Origin of the sequence: Streptomyces sp. NPDC088157 (assembly GCF_044741545.1) — a bacterium.
GTDB lineage: Bacteria > Actinomycetota > Actinomycetes > Streptomycetales > Streptomycetaceae > Streptomyces.
In genome coordinates this window covers 305,287-321,252 of the sequence record NZ_JBIUSU010000004.1, presented here as the reverse complement: position 1 = coordinate 321,252, position 15,966 = coordinate 305,287, and the positions used below count along the sequence as shown (strand labels likewise).

The window sequence follows — 15,966 nt, the reverse complement described above, 5'->3', positions numbered from 1 at the left end:
TACGGCGTGGGACGCGCGACTGCGCGCGGGCGTACGGCGTGAACGGGACGTGGGTCCGAAGACCGGCGCCGGCCCGGGCGAGCGGACCGGCGGCGGCTTGTCATACGGCGGCGGTGACTCCGACCGGCGAGAGGGTGCCGTCGAGGTAGGCGGTGCGCGAGGCCCGGCGCTGGATCTTGCCGCTGGACGTCTTGGGGATGGTGCCCGGGTGGACGAGAACGACGTCGTGCACGGACAGGCCGTGGGCGTCGCCGACGGCGGCCCGGATCAGATCGGTGATCCGCTCCGACTCGCCGACCGCCTCCGGCGCCAACTCGGCGATCACGACCGGCCGCTCGCCCTCGACGCCGCTGTCCACGGAGAACGCGGCGGTGCAGCCGGGGCGCAGCGCGGGGTGGGTCATCTCGGCGGAGAGTTCGAGGTCCTGCGGGTAGTGGTTGCGTCCGTCGATGACCATGAGGTCCTTGAGCCGGCCGGTGACGAACAGCTCGCCGTCCCGCAGGAACCCCAGGTCGCCGGTGCGCAGGAAACGCCCCTCGTGGCCGGGCAGTGTGGCGCGGAAGGACTCGCGGGTGGCGAGGGTGTTGCGCCAGTACCCCTTGGCGACGCTCGCGCTCCGCACCCAGATCTCGCCGATCCGACCCTCGGGCCGCTCCTGCCGCTCCTCGGGATCGGCGATGACGACGGTGACGCCGTCACCGGGCCGCCCGCAGCCGACCGCGGCGGCGTCGGCCGCGCCTGCCTCCGTCTCCAGGAGGACCGGGGGCGTGCCGACCGTGCCGCCCGTGACCATGAGGGTCGCTTCGGCCAGGCCGTAGCAGGGGTACAGGGCCTCGCCGCGGAAGCCGGCCGGGGCGAAGGTCTCCGTGAAGCGGCGCAGGGTGGCGGCGCGCACCGGCTCGGCCCCGTTGAAGGCGACCTGCCAGGAGCTCAGGTCGAGGCCGTCGAGGAGTTCGGGCGTGGCGTGCTTGAGCGCGAGTTCGTAGGCGAAGTTGGGGCCGCCGCTGGTGTGCGGACGGTAGCGGCTGATCGCGGCGAGCCAGCGCTCGGGGCGCTGGAGGAAGTGCAGGGGCGAGAAGAGGGTGGCGGTCACGCCGAGGTACAGGGTGTTCAGGACCGGGCCGATGAGCCCCATGTCGTGGTAGACGGGCAGCCAGCTGACGAACATCTCGTGGCCGTACCGGGCGATGACGTCCGGGGTGTGGCCCATGCGCTCGGTGATGACGCGCTCGTTGTCCATCAGGTTGCCGTGGGTGACGACGACGCCGCGCGGGGCGGATGTGGAGCCGGAGGTGTACTGGAGGAAGGCGACCGAGTCGGCGGTCAGATCCGGTTCGCGCCAGGAGGCGGCCGTCTCGTCGGGTATGTCCTCCGTGGCGACGCAGGTGATCCCGGCGAGCTCGGGCAGGTGCTCCGCCAGGCGGCCGAGGGCGGCGATCACCTCGCGGCCGCCCAGGATCACCTTGGCGTCCGAGTCGGCGATGAGGCGCTTCGTCCGGGTCAGGGCGCGGTGGTTCTGCGAGCGGCCCTGCGGGGGCACTCCGGGTACGGCGACGACTCCGGCCGACAGGCAGCCGAGGTAGCCGCAGATGAACTCGGGGCCCGGGGGGTAGAGCAGCATCGCGCGGGAGCCGGCGAGGCCGCGCTCCTGGAGCCAGGCGGCGACGGCCCGGGAGCGAGTGGCCAGGCGGGCGTAGGAGAGCTCCTGGACCTCACCGTCACAGTCCCCCGTGGCGAGATAGCGATAGGCGGTCCGCTCAGGCTGGTGCGTGGCGTGCGTGGTCAGCAGATCGACCAGGGAACGAGCCATGTTGACGAGTCTCACCTGTCTGGATGTGGAGGCACGGGCACGGGAGTTCGCAATTCGCCACCGAGTGGGCATTCATGATGGTCCGTCATAAAATCCCCGCTGCCCCACCCGGTTTGCTACTGATGAGTAACACCCTATCAAGCTCACCCGTACAGCGCGTCGAACATATGTAAACCCTGCGTATCCAACAGAGTTGAGCCCAAGTGATCCTTCAAGGCCAGAACTTGAACTTTACGTGATCATTGCGGATCGAATCCCGGCACTCAAACCGGCAGGCGGCACGTTTCAGCCACCCGGCGATCCCGGCGATCCCCCAAATGCCCTCGGGGTGAATCAGTCCTATGGTGCTGATATGGAGCACGCACTCAGCCCCGCGACCCTCTCGGAACTGCGCCGCCCGCGGCCCTATCCCGCGGTGTCCGTGCTGACGCCGACCCATCGACGGGAACCCGAGAACGCCCAGGACCGGGTCCGGTTGCGCAATGTCGTGGCCGAGGCGAAGAAGCAGCTGGAGAGCGACCCGGCGGTCACCCGGGAGCGGCGCGCCGACGTCGCCGACCAACTGGACCGGGCCCTGGCCGAGGTCGACCTGGCGCACAGCGAGGACGGGCTGGTCATCTACGCCGCTCCGGGCGAGCACCAGGTGTGGTCCCTGGGCCGTGCCGTCCCCGAGCGCGTCGTGCTCTCCGACACCTTCCTCACCCGCAACCTCGTCTCCGCCCAGGCCGCCGAACGGCCGTTCTGGGTGCTGTCGGTCTCCGCCGACCGGGTCACGCTGTGGAACGGCGGCGCCGACCGGGTCACCGAGGAACACGCCGGCGGCTTCCCGCTGGTCAGGCGTCAGCAGAACTTCGACGCCGAGCGCATGGAGCGGACCGGCGACCTGCCCAGCACCTTCCGCGACGAGGACACCCGTCGCTTCCTGCGCGACGCCGACACCGCCCTGGGCGCACTGATGCGCGAGGACCCGCGGCCGCTGTACGTCACGGGCGAGCAGGCGGCGCTGTCGCTCCTCGACGAGCTGGGCGGAGCGGCCCGGGACGCGGTACCCGTCCCGCACGGCGGACTCTCCCACGGCACGCCCGACGCCGTGTGGCAGGCCGTGCGCCCGCTGCACGACGCGGAGGCCCGCCGCGACACCGCGACCGTCGCCCGGGAGCTCGACTCGGCCCGCGGGCACAAGACGTTCGCGGCCGGCGTCGACGAGCTCTGGCAGAACGCCCGGGAGGGCCGGGTCCGGCTGCTGGCCGTGGAGGAGAACTACCGCGTCACGGTCCGCGACGGCGGCGACCATCTCGTCCCGGCCGCGAGCGGCGATCTGGACGCCCGCGAGGACATCGTCGACGAGATCGTCGAGCAGTGCCTGGAGACGGGCGCCGAGGTGCGCTTCGTGCCCGACGGCACGCTGGGCGACGCGGACGGGATGGCAGGGGTGCTGCGGTACTGAGACCCGCTCGGCGGCGGCCCGTCCAGGCCTCTCGGGGTCGACGTCGTTGGCCTCGTCAGGGCCCTGTTCAGCGGCTTTGCCCGGCGGCGTACGCTTCGGCGTGATCGTCGACCGGGAGGGTGAGTACGCGTGGGTGACCTGCTGGGCGTGGCCGTACTGGGTGCCGGACACATGGGGGCCGACCACATACGCCGCCTCGATCGCGTCGTGAGCGGGGCGCGGGTCGTCGCCGTGGCCGATCCCGACGCCGCACGCGCGAAGGAGGCCGTGGCCGGGATCGACGGGGTGACGGTGCACCCGGAGGCGGAGGCCGCGCTCGACGCGCCCGGGGTCGAGGCCGTCCTGATCGCCTCGCCCGGCCCCGCGCACCAGGAAGCGCTGCTCGCGGCCTTCGCCCGGGGGCTTCCGGTGCTGTGCGAGAAGCCCATGGTGCCGGACCCGGCCGGGGCACTGCGGGTACTGGAGGAGGAGGCCCGACTGGGCCGGCGGCTGGCGCAGATCGGGTTCATGCGGCGCTACGACGTCGAGTACCGCAGGCTCAAGGCCCTGCTGGACGACGGGCGGCTCGGTCGGCCGCTGATGCTGCACTGCGTCCACCGCAACGTCTCCTCTCCGCCCGGCTTCACCAGTGCGATGCTCATCGACAGTTCGGTGTCGCACGAGATCGACGCCGCCCGCTGGTTGCTCGGCCAGGAGCTGACCGCGGTCACCGTGCTGCGCCCGCGCCCCTCGTCCGGCGCCCCGCAGGGCCTCCTCGACCCTCAGTTCGCGCTCTTCGAGACCGATGGGGGCGCCCTGGTCGACGTGGAGGTCTTCGTCAACTGCGGCTTCGGGTACCAGGTGCGCTGCGAGGCCGTGTGCGAGGCGGGCAGCGCGCGCATCGGCGACGACCAGGGCATGCTCGTCACCGCACGGGGCACCGCCGGTGCGGACGTGCCCCAGGACTACCTCGTGCGGTTCGTGGACGCCTACGACCGCGAGGTGCAGGCATGGGTGGACGCCACCCGGCGCGGCCGGGTCGCCGGCCCGACCGTCTGGGACGGCTACGCGGCCTCCGCCGTCGCCGAGGCCGGCATCCGGGCCCTGGAGAGCGGCACCCGTGTCGCCGTCGAAATCGCCCCGCGCCCCGGCCTGTACACCGTGGGCGGTCACTGACACCCGGCGGGGCTCAGACGTTGCCGAGCAGGGCTTCGAGGCCCTGGTCGACGGCGGCGCCGACATCCTCCCGGCCCGCCGCGACCACGGCGTAGCTGCGCAGCAGGAACCGGCGCAGGGCTCCCGTGTCGAACTGGAGCAGGGCCAGGCCGAGCGGGGAGTGGAACTCCACCACCGTACGGGCCCTCCCGCAGGGCCAGATGTGCACGTCACCGCTTCCGGCCGGACCGCTCACCCCCTGCTCCAGCAGGGCGCGGCCGAAGGTCCAGGTGACCGCCTCGCCCGCGAGGGACACCTCCGGCGGGAAGTCGACGTGCACCGCGAACGGGTCGGCGGAGTCGTAGCGCAGTGTGGCGGGCACGGGCAGCTCCTGGTCCTCCGCGGTGATCAGCCGGGCGCGGACAGGTTGTTCAAGAGTGATGTCCATGCATGTACGACTTCGCGGGGGCCCCTTGCATTACGCGAAAGTGGTCTCCAATTCATGTGACCTGCATCACAGGACCCCAGGCCTGGAACATCCGCCCACCGAACACGCGAACGATGGTCACCTCGACCCCCTCAGGTGTCCCCCAAGTCACTTACGTCACCTACGACTTGGCCCCCTTCCGGCACCTGCCGACCACCTCTCGCCGCACCCGCCCGAAGACTCTGGCATATGCCAGAAGCACCACCGAATCGTGTGTTGCCAAATCCCTTACACGCCGTCGCGGGCTGTGCAACAGTCGTAACGGCCCTTGTGTCAGCCTTCGCCGTACCGTCCCGCATCGGAGTGCGTCATGCCGCCCCATGTCTCCGCGGATCGCTCAGCCGCCCAGCCGCCGGGGCGCGGCTCGGTCGACGCGCTGATCACGCAGACACGTCGGCTCAAGGGCGACATGGACGCGGTACGACAGGACACCCGGAGCGACTCGGCGGACCCACAGGGGCGCTGGCAGCGCGCGCTCTACGATCTGGCGCTGCATCAACTCGACGACCTCGACATGCACTTGGCCCAGTTGCGGGACGGCCCGCCGCCCGTGCCCGCCACCGAGCCCGCACCCACGGCGTCCCGGCACGAGTCGTTGCTCAGCCGGGTCGGCAGCGCCGAGTGGAACCTGCTGACGGACGAGGCCGTCTGGTCCGAGGAGCTCTACGGGATCCTCGGCCGCGACCCCGCCGCTCCCCCGCTCACCCTCGACGAACTGCCCGCGCTCGTCCACGACGAGGACCGGCCGAAGCTCACGGCGATGGTCACGGACTGCCTGGTCGACGCCCGGCCCATCGACGGCGAGTTCCGCATCGTGCGCCCGGACGGCGAGAACCGCACCGTGCACATGATGGGCGAGCCCGTGCTCGACCCCGAGGGCGGCACCGCCTCGATGTGGGCCGTACTGCGGGACGTCAGCGAACTCCGCCGCAGCCAGCGGGCGGTGAGCGAGAGCCGTGACTCGCTCCAGCGCCAGCGGCACCGGGCCCAGACCGAACACCGGCTCGCCGTGGAACTGCACGAGGCGGTGCTGCCACCGTGGCGCGGCGCCCTGTGCCTCCCCTACCAGGGCCCACGCTCACTCGACCTCGCCGCCCACTACCTGCCCGCCGCCACGACTTCACAGATCGGCGGCGACTGGTACGACGCGCTCGAACTCTCCGACGGCCAGACACTGCTCAGTGTCGGTGATCTCACCGGACACGGCCCGACCGTCGCCTCGAACACCGCGATGATGCTGGGCGCTCTGCGCGGCATGGCCATGGCGGGCACCCGGCCGGCCCAACTGATGGCCTGGCTCAACCAGTTACTGGACGCCACCGCCCAACCGGCTCTGGGCAGCGCGGTCTGCTGCCGCTATCGTCCAGACACCCGCACCCTGATGTGGGCGCAGGCCGGCCACCCCGTCCCGTTGCTGTTCCGCGACGGGACGGGACGCCGACTGGACGCACCGGAGGGCGTACTCCTGGGCGCCACCGCACGCGCCGCGTACGGGCAGGCCGAGGAGACCCTCGAAGAGGGCGACCTGCTCCTGCTGCACACCGACGGACTGGCGCCCGCCGACCGTCTCCTCGGCCTGGCCCCCCGCCTGGACAGGGCGCGCACCGCCCGGGACTGCGTGCGGATGGTCGTGGAGGAGTGCGGCGAGAGCGAACGCGCGCACGACGCATGCGTCCTCGTCGCCCGGGTCACCCGGTGAACTGACCCGACCGGCTGCGGGCCCCTCATACCTGAGCGCCGTTGCCCCCCTTGCTTCCCTTGGTTCCCTTCTGCCTCGGCAACGCCAGCCTGATCTCCTCGCGCAGCTCGCTGATCCTCGGGTAGTTGGCGTACTCCGCGGTGAGCCGGTACATCTGGCTCAGCCGGTCCCAGGTACGCCGGGACGAGTTGGATCCCATCGACATCAGGGCCAACCGCGCGAACCGGTCCGCCTGTTCGGGGTCATCCGCGATGAAACAGGCGGACGCCATGGACAGATGGTCGAAGATCTTCGACCGCTCCCGCCCGTCGACGCGCAGCGCGAGCGCCTTCTCCGCGTAGTACTGGGCGTGCGCGGCCGCCTGCGGCTCGAACTCGGCCAGCGTGCGGTAGGCCAGCGCCTGCATGCCGTACAGATCCTCGTCCTTGAAGGTCTGCATCCAGGACGGCGGTGTGACGTCGCCCTTGTCGGAGACGAAGAGGTCCTCCGCGCGGCCGAGGGTACGGCGCATGGCCTGGCCCTTGCCCATCGACGCCTGCGCCCAGGCCTCGATGGTGTGGAACATCGCCCGGGTGCGCGGCAGCGCGTTGTCGCCGGAACCGGACTGGGCGAGGTTCATCAGGTCGAGGGCCTCGTCGGGCCGGCCGAGGTGGACCATCTGACGGGCCGCCCGGGAGAGCGCCTCGCCCGCCCGCGGCCGGTCACCGCCCTCTCGTGCGGCATGGGCGGCGATGATGAAGTACTTCTGGGCCGTGGGCTCCAGACCGACGTCGTGCGACATCCAGCCCGCGAGGACGGCGAGGTTCGCCGCGACGCCCCACAGGCGCCGCTGGAGATGGGAGGGGTGATGGTAGGCGAGGATGCCGCCCACCTCGTTGAGCTGGCCCACCACGGCCTTGCGTTGCAACCCGCCCCCGCGGGCGGCGTCCCAGGCCCGGAACACCTCCACCGAACGTTCGAGTTCGTCCACCTCCTCCGTTCCGATGGGGGCGGCCTCGTAGCGGTCGAACCCGGCGGGGTCGGCATGGTGGAGGAGGGGGTGGTCGATGACAGGAGCGTCGGTGGAGAGGGTGGGGTCGGTGTGCAGCCACTCGTACATGGCACTGCTGAGAGCTGATCCCGCTGCGAGCGCGGCACCCGCGCCCACCAAGCCGCGTCGGTTGAGCATGAGGTCCATTCCCGTGAATTCGGTGAGGACTGCAGCAGTCCGTTCGGGCGCCCACGGCACACCGTCGGGGTGTTCCACACTCCCGCCGCCGGGCCGTTTCCCTGTACGCCCGTGCCGGACCAGACCGAGGTCCTCGATGGTCACGACACGGCCGAGACGCTCGGTGAACAGGGCCGCCAGCACCCGCGGCACCGGATCGCGCGGGATCTCTCCCATGTCGATCCACCGCCGCACCCGGGAGGTGTCGGTCGACAGCTGGGGGTGGCCCATGGCCGCCGCCTGCCGGTTGACCAGCCTCGCGAGTTCACCCTTGGACCAGCCGGCCAGGCCGAACAGGTCCGAGAGACGGGTGTTGGGTTGTCCGCTCACATCAAGCCCCCAGGTTCTCGGCTGAGTTGACAGTAGCCCCGTGAAAGTTGCCGGGCGACTATTCGCCAGGGTTCGCCAGGGTCCGCCAGATGGTGTGCCACTGGGCGACGGGTGTCAGGTAGGAAAGCGCCACCCCGACCCGGTCACCGAGGGACATTCCCCAGGGTGCACCCGAAAGGACCGGTCGGGGCAGCGCTCTGACGTCCGGCACACGAAGGGATCTGTTTCTCCCATGTACGCAGCATCGTCCTCCGTGTCCGCCCCGCCCCGGTCGCTGCACACCCGCCCGGGCGGCGGCGGCCCCTACCTCGACCCCGCGCGGTCGGCGGCTCCCACGCTCGGCGCGGGGCCGGCCCGACGCCCCGCGGGGCTGGGCACCCAACCACTCAGCGGAAGACTCGACCTTTCCGGCCCGCAGGGCGCCCAACTGCGCACGGCGATCGCGTCCGTGCACCGGATCTGCCCGGAGTTCGCCCCGGTCCAGGTGCTGCGCCGCAGCGGACGCTCGGTACTTCTGGTCGGTACCACCGGGCGCAGCACGGCGGTCGCCAAGTGCTTACTCGACCACTCCCCCGTATGGGCCGAGCGGATCCGGCACGAAATAGCCGCATACCGCACGTTCGTCCGGCACCGCCCCCCGGTGCGGGCGCCGAGACTGATCGCGGCGGATCCGGACAACTGCACACTGGTGATCGAGCGGATGCCCGGCCGGGTGGCGGCACTGCAACGGCATCCCACCGAGGCCCCGCCGCGGGCGGACATCCGCGCGGCGCTCGGCGCCATCTGCCGGCTCAACGCCTGGCGGCCCCCGGCGGGGACGTTCGACGCGCCGCTGGACTACGCCGCCCGTATCTCCCGCTACCACGAGCTGGGTCTGCTCACCGACCGGGACATGGGCGACCTCCAGAAGCTGCTGCACGGCATCGCGGCCACCGCGGGCCGGCAGGGCATGGGCCAGTTCTGTCACGGCGACGCCCTCCTGTCGAACATCCTTCTCTCACCGGCCGGTCCAGTGCTGGTGGACTGGGAGCACGCGGGATGGTACTTGCCGGGCTACGACCTGGCGACGCTGTGGTCGGCGCTGGGCGACGCGCCGGTGGCGCGCCGTCAGATCAGCCAGATCGCCCAGTCGGCGGGTCCGGCCTCGCGGGACGCCTTCCTGGTGAACCTGATGCTGGTCCTGACCCGCGAGATCCGTACCTACGAGACGGCCGTCCAGCGGTCGATGCACGACGCCGCTCCGACGGCCCCGGGGGCGCCCCGACCGGGTGGCGTGCCGACCGGCGAGGAACAGCGCCTGCTGCTGCGACGGCTGCACGACGACTGCCAGCTGGCCCGCCGGGCCGTACGCGCCGCGGTCGGCACCCGCTGAGGGGTCCGGGATCGGCGGTGCGCCTGAACGGGGGCGCGCCGCGGACCCCGAGGGTGCGTCAGCGGTGTCTTGACGAGGGGAATCTCCTCCGTGTGCGCATGATTGACGGGTTGTCGGCAAGCCGGTATCAGGTGACTCATGTCCGGCCCCGCACGCCACGCTCGCCCGTCCCAGGAGGCCGCCTTGCGAAAACCCGTCACCCACCCCGGACCAGGCAGACGTACCCCTAGAGCCGCAGGCGCCATGGCGTCGGCGGCTCTGCTGCTCCCCCTGCTCGGCGCGGCAACGCCTGCCGACGCCACCGGTTCCCCCGCCACCGGCAACACCACCACCCACACCCTTCGGCGGGCCTTCGCCGCCGCGGCCGCCGAGTACCACGTGCCGCAGAGCCTCCTGCTCGGCGTCTCCTACCTCCAGTCCCGCTGGGACGCGCACCCCGGAGCGCCGAGCGTGACCGGCGGCTACGGCCCGATGCACCTCACCGACGCCCGTACGGCGCTCGCCGCGGCCCCGCACCACAGCGGGGGCACGGAGGACGCCCGCGGCGACTCCGCCCGTCCGGCCCGCGTCTCGCACGCGGTGCTCCCGGCCCGCGAGGAGCTCCCGGCCCGGCTGAAGACGCTGCCGCGGGCGGCGGAGCTGACCGGGCTGAGCGCGGCGGACCTGCGTACGGACCCGGCGGTCAACATCGCGGGTGGTGCCGCGCTCCTCGCCGCCGCGCAGAAGAACCTGGGCGAACCCCTGAGCGCCGACCCGGCCGACTGGTACGGCGCGGTGGCGCGGTTCTCGGGCGCGGACGACAGCACGACGGCCGCCACCTACGCGAACGACGTCTACGCCGTGCTGCGCACCGGCGAGGAACGCACCACGGACACCGGCGAGCCGATCACCCTGGCCGCCCGGCCCGACCTCGCACCGCGAACGGCCCAGCTGCGGAGGACGGGCCTGCGCAGGGCCTCGGCGGCGGGCACCGAGTGCCCGGCGACGGTGTCCTGCGAGTGGATCCCGGCGCCCTACGAGCAGTTCGGCGACAACGACTACGGCAACCACGACCTCGGCGACCGGCCGGCCGCGCCGAGCATCAAGTACATCGTCGTGCACGACACCGAGGGCGGCTGGCAGGGAGTGCTGGACCTGGTCCAGGACCCCACCTACGTGTCCTGGAACTACTCGCTGCGCTCCACCGACGGCCATGTCGCCCAGCATGTGAAGGCCAAGGACGTGGCCTGGCACGCGGGCAACTGGTACGTCAACGCCAAGTCGATCGGCCTGGAGCACGAGGGCTTCCTGGCCCAGCCGGACGCCTGGTACACCGAGGCCATGTACCGGTCGTCGGCGCGCCTGGTGAAGTACCTGGCCGCGCGGTACGGCGTTCCGCTGGACCGGCAGCACATCCTGGGCCACGACACCGTGCCCGGGCCGACCACCGCGACCGTCTCCGGGATGCACACCGACCCGGGCCCGTACTGGGACTGGCGGCACTACTTCGAGCTGCTGGACCGGCCTCTCACGGCGACGGCCCGCAGGAGCGGCGGCGGCCTGGTGACGATCCGGCCGGACTACAACGCCAACCGGCCGGTGTACACCGGCTGTGTCGGGAAGGGCGAGCCGTGCGCGGCCCACGGTTCCAGCGCGGTGCGGCTGCACTCCGACCACGACGAGAAGTCGGCCCTGATCAAGGACGTCGGCCAGGGCTCGGCCCCGACCACCGGCGTGAACGACCTCTCCTCACGGGTCTCCACCGGCCAGCAGTACGCGGTGGCCGGCCAGTGGGGTGACTGGACGGCCATCTGGTACCTGGGGCAGAAGGCGTGGTTCAGGAACCCGAAGGAGCAGCCGACGGCGGTACCCGCGAGGGGCCAGGTGGTCACGCCCAAGGACGGCCGCGACAGCGTTCCGGTCTACGGCCGGGCCTACCCGGAGGCGTCCGCCTACCCGGCGGGCGTGCCGGCCCAGGCGGTCTCACCGCTCCCGTACACGCTGCCGAAGGGCCAGAAGTACGTGGTCGGCGACAAGGTGCCGGGCGAGTACTACTACGCGGTCACGTTCGCCACCGGCTCGCACCGGGTCGTCATCGGCAAGGATCTGTACTACGAGATCCAGTACGGCCACCGGGTGGCCTTCGTGCGGGCCGCCGACGTACAGCTGACGTCGTCGCCGTCGTAGCCGCCGCGCCTCAGCCCTGCTGGAAGAGCTCCGCCGGGAGCGGTTTCAGCAGGGCGTACAGGTCGTCGGTGATGGGGCGGTCCCAGGCGGCGATGGTCACCAGGACGTTGTCGCTGCGGTCGAACTGCACGCAGGAGATCCGGCCCTCGGAGAGCTTGAGGCGGCGCACGATGAGGAGGTTGTCGCCCTGCATCACCGGCATGTCCTCGGTGCCGACGACGGTCACCTCCTCGTCGTTCTCCAGCGCGAGCAGCAGCTGGGCCACCTCGAACGGGACCTCGCCCTCCTCCACCTCACGGGCCGGGGAGCCCTCGGGCAGGTTGCCGATGATCATCGCGGGGCCGCGGCCGCCGAAGAGGTCGTAGCGCAGGAAGACGCCCTGGCAGCTGCCGTCGGGGGCGGGCAGCAGCCCGGCGCCCAGATTGCCGGGCCAGTCGCCCGGATCCATGGCCAGTACGTCGAAGTCGGGCCCGGCGGGAGTGGCGCTGCGGCGGCGGAGGAACGACATGCGGCCATGGTACGTGGACAGCGCCCTCCCGCGATCGCCGGGAGGGACGCGGTTCGCCCTCCGGGCACGCTTCACGATCGGCCGGGGCTCAGCTGTCGAGGGCCGGCCCTCCCGCCACCGCGGACACGGCGCCGCCCGGGGCGGCGTCATGCCCCGGTCGGCGGCGGGGTCTCCGACGCACCCTGACCGCCCGGGGCCCCGTCCGGGCCCCGGCACGGCGTACGAGGTCACGTCCGGAAAGCGGCGCGGAACACCCCGGCTCCGCTCACCGGCCGTCCGGCCGGCACCGGGCTCAGGTCAGGTCGAACTCCCCCTCCCGCGCCCCCGACACGAACACGCCCCACTCGGCGGGCGTGAAGATCAGGGAAGGGCTCTGGGGGCGGCCGCTGTTGCGCATCGCGATGAATCCCTCGACGAAGGCGATCTGGACATCCCCCCGCCCCCGGCTGGTGGACTGCCACTCGGCGTTGCTGAGGTCCAGCTCCGGCTTGTCCCAGCCCGTGAGCGGCTGCTGCTGGATGGTGCTCTCGGCCACGTCCGTGCTCCTCCCGGTTCGTCGTCCGCGGGTCAGCCTAGCGATCGGTTCGGGACGCCGACAGAGCACGTGAGGGGGACCTTTCAGGACTCCGGTGGCCGCGCTCCCACGAGCCACATGGAGAAGAACTGCGAGCCACCGCCGTAGGCGTGTCCGAGAACCTTCCCGGCCCGCTCCACCTGGTGCTCCCCGGCCTGACCGCGTACCTGGAGCGCCGCCTCCGCGAAGCGGATCATGCCGGAGGCGCCGATGGGGTTGGTGGACAGGACGCCTCCCGACATGTTGACGGGCAGGTCGCCGTCGAGCTCCGTCACCCCGGCCTCGGTCAGCTTCCAGCCCTCGCCCTCGTCGGCGAAGCCGAGGTTCTCCAGCCACATGGGCTCGTACCAGGAGAACGGGACGTACATCTCGACGGCGTCGATGTCCCGGCGGGGGTCGGTGACGCCGGCCTGGCGGTAGACGTCGGCGGCGCAGTCCTTGCCGGCCTGCGGCGACACGGCGTCCTTGCCGGCGAACAGGGTCGGTTCGCTGCGCATCGCTCCGCCGAGCATCCAGGCGGGCGGCCGGGGCGCGCGGGCGGCGCCGGCCCGGTCGGTGAGGATCATCGCGCAGGCGCCGTCGGAGGAGGGGCAGGTCTCCGAGTAGCGGATCGGGTCCCAGAGCATGGGCGAGGCCTGGACCTTCTCCAGCGTGATGTCGTGCTCGTGGAGGTGGGCGTAGGGGTTCTTCAGCGCGTTGCGCCGGTCCTTGTACGCCACCAGCGACCCGACGGTGTCGGGGGCGCCGCTGCGCCGCATGTACGCCCGTACGTGCGGGGCGAAGAATCCGCCCGCCCCGGCGAGCAGCGGCTGCTGGAAGGGGATCGGCAGGGACAGTCCCCACATGGCGTTGGACTCGGACTGCTTCTCGAAGGCGAGGGTCAGCACGGTGCCGTGGACGCGGGCCGCGACGAGGTTCGCGGCGACGAGCGCCGTGGACCCGCCGACGGAGCCTGCCGTGTGCACCCGGAGCATCGGTTTGCCCACCGCGCCGAGCGCGTCGGCGAGGTACAGCTCGGGCATCATGACGCCCTCGAAGAAGTCCGGGGCCTTGCCGATGACGACGGCGTCGATGTCGGCCCAGGTCAGCTCCGCGTCGGCCAGGGCACTCCGGGCGGCCTCCCGGACCAGTCCGGCGATCGAGACGTCCCGGCGGGCCGCGACGTGCTTGGTCTGGCCGATGCCGACGACGGCCACGGGCTCCTTGCTCATCGCGGTTCCCCTTCGAGTACGGCGACCAGGTTCTGCTGGAGACACGGGCCGGAGGTGGCGTGGGCGAGGGCGCGGTCGGACTCGCCCCGGTGGATGCGGGCGGCGGCCTCGCCGATGCGGATCAGGCCGGCGGCCATCATCGGGTTGGCGGCGAGGGCGCCGCCGGACGGATTGACGCGGACGTCGTCGCCGAGCTTCAGCGCGGTACGCAGGACGACCTCCTGTGCGCTGAACGGCGCGTGCAACTCCGCGGTGTCGACCGGCCGTTCGAACGCTCCGGCCTTCTCCGCCGCCAGCCGGGCGGACGGCGAGTCGGTGAGGTCGCGCACGCCCAGGGCGTGGGCCTCGATCCGGTGGTCGATGCCGCGGATCCAGGCGGGCCGCTCGCAGAGCTCCCGGGCCCGCTCCCCCGCCGCGAGGATCACCGCGGCGGCGGCGTCGCCGATCGGCGGGCAGTCTCCGGTGCGCAATGGTCGTACCACGTAGTCCCCCTGCCGTACCGAACCCGCCAGCTGTGCGTGGGAGTTGGCGGTGGCGGCCTGTCGGCTGCGGGCCCCGATCGCGGCGAGGGCGCTCTCGTCGGTGGCGCCCGCGTCGATCAACGCCTGCGCCTGGAGGGCGGCGAGGGCGACGGAGTCGGGCCACAGCGGGGCGACGTAGTACGGGTCCAGCTGCCGGGTGAGCACGTCGCGCAGGGAGCCGGGGGAGGACTTGCCGTAGGCGTAGACGAGCGCGGTGTCCGCGTCGCCGGCGAGCAGCTTGGTCCACGCCTCGTACAGGGCCCAGGCGCCGTCCATCTCGACATGGGACTCGGAGATGGGGGGCCAGGCGCCGACGCCGTCGAGGGCGAGGGTGAAGGAGAAGGCGCGGCCGGCGAGGTAGTCGCTGGAGCCGGAGCACGTGAAGCCTATGTCCGCGGTCTTCAGACCGGTCCGCTCCAGCACGCTGTGCAGGACCGGCATGAGCATCTCGACCTCGGAGAGCTCGTCGGTGGTGGGCAGGACGTCGGTCTGCGCGAAGGCCACCACCGCGATGTCGCGGACGCCTGAGGATTCGTCGCGGGTCACAGCAGCTCCTTGTAGACGTCGTAGTCCGCGTCGGGCTCGCCGGTCGGCCGGTAGTGGTCGGGGTAGCGGGCGCCTTCCGTCCACACGGGTTCGACGCGCAGGCCCATGCGCACCTGGTCGTAGGGGATGCCGCCGATGCGTCCGTGCAGCGCGAGGCCCGCGCCGTCGAGGGCGATGTGGGCGTAGACGTAGGGCACTTCGATGTCGAGGTTCTTCGCCTTGATGTTGACGATGCAGAAGGTGGTGACGGTCCCGCGCGGGCCGACCTCGACCTGCTCGGCGGTCGGGACGCCGCAGGTGGGGCAGGCCCCGCGGGGCGGGACGTACACCTTGCGGCAGGACGGGCAGCGTTCGCCGACCGTGCGCCGGGTGGAGAGCGCGGCGATGTAGGCGGACTGGGCGCGGCCGGGCGAGTAGGTGTAGTCGAGGCGGGCGGGGGCGACGATGCCGGTGACCCGTTCGCCTGCGGACTCCGCCAAGGCGCCGGTCGGCCGGCCGGGTTCGCCGTCGTACGGCTCGAAACAGGCGATGTCGGTGATGGCGCCGGTGCGTTCCTCGGCCCAGCGGACCCGGACGCGCATTCCGGTGCGGACGGCGTCGGCGCCGGGGGCGTCGAGGGCGTGCAGGAGGGCGGTGTCGGCGCCGTCGAGGCGGACCAGGGCCCAGGCGAAGGGGGTGGCGAGGGGCTGGCCGCGGCGGGGCGCGTGGTTCCAGGCCCAGGTGGTGACCGTGCCGGTGGGTGCCACCTCGACCAGGTCGTGGATCTCGTCGGCGGTGACGGGGTCGTACTCGACGGGTGGGACCAGGGTTCGGCCGTCGGAGGTCCGCACGCCGAGAACGACCCGCTCGCGCAGGCCGGTGAGGAAGGCGCTCTGGACGGGGCCGAGCGACCGGGTGAAGGGAAACTCGACGACGAGGGGCGCTTTGAGGACTTCGGGCATCGGGTGCTTGCCT

At 72.1% G+C, this 15,966-nt stretch carries 13 protein-coding genes; 5 read left to right on the top strand and 8 right to left on the bottom strand.

Annotated features, from left to right (window positions below):
- Window positions 1-100: 100 nt before the first annotated feature.
- Window positions 101-1,810, bottom strand: coding sequence for a fatty acyl-AMP ligase (locus ACIPFH_RS17325; RefSeq protein ID WP_401827365.1), 1,710 nt, complete (start codon window positions 1,808-1,810; stop codon window positions 101-103).
- Between the two features lie 352 nt (window positions 1,811-2,162).
- Here ACIPFH_RS17325 and ACIPFH_RS17320 point away from each other — a divergent pair, with 352 nt between their 5' ends.
- Both ACIPFH_RS17320 and ACIPFH_RS17315 read left to right on the top strand, forming a co-directional pair.
- Window positions 2,163-3,257, top strand: a complete 1,095-nt coding sequence (locus tag ACIPFH_RS17320; RefSeq protein ID WP_356248058.1) for a chemotaxis protein — start codon at window positions 2,163-2,165, stop codon at window positions 3,255-3,257.
- Between the two features lie 129 nt (window positions 3,258-3,386).
- Window positions 3,387-4,412: a Gfo/Idh/MocA family protein gene (locus ACIPFH_RS17315; protein ID WP_401827364.1), complete on the top strand. Its 1,026-nt coding sequence runs from the start codon at window positions 3,387-3,389 to the stop codon at window positions 4,410-4,412.
- 13 nt (window positions 4,413-4,425) lie between these two features.
- Here the strand turns inward: ACIPFH_RS17315 and ACIPFH_RS17310 are convergent, their stop codons facing one another.
- Window positions 4,426-4,839 (bottom strand): SsgA family sporulation/cell division regulator, encoded by a 414-nt coding sequence (locus ACIPFH_RS17310; RefSeq protein WP_356248062.1) that lies wholly within the window; start codon window positions 4,837-4,839, stop codon window positions 4,426-4,428.
- Window positions 4,840-5,188: 349 nt separating this feature from the next.
- Between ACIPFH_RS17310 and ACIPFH_RS17305 the strand changes: the two genes are divergently transcribed.
- Complete coding sequence (locus ACIPFH_RS17305; protein ID WP_401827362.1) at window positions 5,189-6,577, top strand: PP2C family protein-serine/threonine phosphatase; 1,389 nt, start codon at window positions 5,189-5,191, stop codon at window positions 6,575-6,577.
- 25 nt (window positions 6,578-6,602) lie between these two features.
- Here ACIPFH_RS17305 and ACIPFH_RS17300 read toward each other — a convergent pair whose 3' ends face one another.
- Window positions 6,603-8,114: a hypothetical protein gene (locus ACIPFH_RS17300; protein WP_401827360.1), complete on the bottom strand. Its 1,512-nt coding sequence runs from the start codon at window positions 8,112-8,114 to the stop codon at window positions 6,603-6,605.
- Between the two features lie 232 nt (window positions 8,115-8,346).
- On the opposite strand from ACIPFH_RS17300, the gene ACIPFH_RS17295 reads away from it, so the two are divergent.
- Both ACIPFH_RS17295 and ACIPFH_RS17290 read left to right on the top strand, forming a co-directional pair.
- Window positions 8,347-9,486 carry an aminoglycoside phosphotransferase family protein gene (locus ACIPFH_RS17295; RefSeq protein WP_356248068.1) on the top strand — a complete coding sequence of 380 codons (1,140 nt, stop codon included), beginning with the start codon at window positions 8,347-8,349 and terminating at the stop codon, window positions 9,484-9,486.
- Between the two features lie 243 nt (window positions 9,487-9,729).
- Window positions 9,730-11,652 (top strand): N-acetylmuramoyl-L-alanine amidase, encoded by a 1,923-nt coding sequence (locus ACIPFH_RS17290; RefSeq protein ID WP_401827359.1) that lies wholly within the window; start codon window positions 9,730-9,732, stop codon window positions 11,650-11,652.
- A gap of 10 nt (window positions 11,653-11,662) precedes the next feature.
- Here ACIPFH_RS17290 and ACIPFH_RS17285 read toward each other — a convergent pair whose 3' ends face one another.
- From ACIPFH_RS17285 to ACIPFH_RS17265, 5 genes are all read right to left on the bottom strand, one after another.
- Window positions 11,663-12,160 carry a hypothetical protein gene (locus ACIPFH_RS17285; RefSeq protein ID WP_062646030.1) on the bottom strand — a complete coding sequence of 166 codons (498 nt, stop codon included), beginning with the start codon at window positions 12,158-12,160 and terminating at the stop codon, window positions 11,663-11,665.
- Between the two features lie 292 nt (window positions 12,161-12,452).
- Entirely contained in the window at window positions 12,453-12,695 is a 243-nt protein-coding gene (locus tag ACIPFH_RS17280) for a DUF397 domain-containing protein (RefSeq protein WP_356261487.1), read from the bottom strand.
- An 83-nt stretch (window positions 12,696-12,778) separates the two neighbouring features.
- Complete coding sequence (locus tag ACIPFH_RS17275) at window positions 12,779-13,945, bottom strand: thiolase domain-containing protein (protein WP_401827356.1); 1,167 nt, start codon at window positions 13,943-13,945, stop codon at window positions 12,779-12,781.
- The gene (locus ACIPFH_RS17270) at window positions 13,942-15,012 is read right to left on the bottom strand and encodes a thiolase domain-containing protein (RefSeq protein ID WP_401827354.1); all 1,071 of its coding nucleotides are present in this window, start codon (window positions 15,010-15,012) and stop codon (window positions 13,942-13,944) included. The genes ACIPFH_RS17275 and ACIPFH_RS17270 overlap by 4 nt, the downstream gene beginning before the upstream one ends.
- On the bottom strand, window positions 15,009-15,953 hold the full coding sequence (locus ACIPFH_RS17265) for a Zn-ribbon domain-containing OB-fold protein (protein WP_401827352.1): 945 nt from the start codon (window positions 15,951-15,953) through the stop codon (window positions 15,009-15,011). The genes ACIPFH_RS17270 and ACIPFH_RS17265 overlap by 4 nt, the downstream gene beginning before the upstream one ends.
- Between the last annotated feature and the right edge of the window lie 13 nt (window positions 15,954-15,966).

Coding starts and splice junctions, on each gene's coding strand:
- ACIPFH_RS17285 (WP_062646030.1), bottom strand. CDS start 12,160: ATGTCGTTCCTCCGCCGCCGCAGCGCCACTCCCGCCGGGCCCGACTTC.
- ACIPFH_RS17320 (WP_356248058.1), top strand. CDS start 2,163: ATGGAGCACGCACTCAGCCCCGCGACCCTCTCGGAACTGCGCCGCCCG.
- ACIPFH_RS17295 (WP_356248068.1), top strand. CDS start 8,347: ATGTACGCAGCATCGTCCTCCGTGTCCGCCCCGCCCCGGTCGCTGCAC.
- ACIPFH_RS17305 (WP_401827362.1), top strand. CDS start 5,189: ATGCCGCCCCATGTCTCCGCGGATCGCTCAGCCGCCCAGCCGCCGGGG.
- ACIPFH_RS17310 (WP_356248062.1), bottom strand. CDS start 4,839: ATGGACATCACTCTTGAACAACCTGTCCGCGCCCGGCTGATCACCGCG.
- ACIPFH_RS17265 (WP_401827352.1), bottom strand. CDS start 15,953: ATGCCCGAAGTCCTCAAAGCGCCCCTCGTCGTCGAGTTTCCCTTCACC.
- ACIPFH_RS17290 (WP_401827359.1), top strand. CDS start 9,730: ATGGCGTCGGCGGCTCTGCTGCTCCCCCTGCTCGGCGCGGCAACGCCT.
- ACIPFH_RS17275 (WP_401827356.1), bottom strand. CDS start 13,945: ATGAGCAAGGAGCCCGTGGCCGTCGTCGGCATCGGCCAGACCAAGCAC.
- ACIPFH_RS17325 (WP_401827365.1), bottom strand. CDS start 1,810: ATGGCTCGTTCCCTGGTCGATCTGCTGACCACGCACGCCACGCACCAG.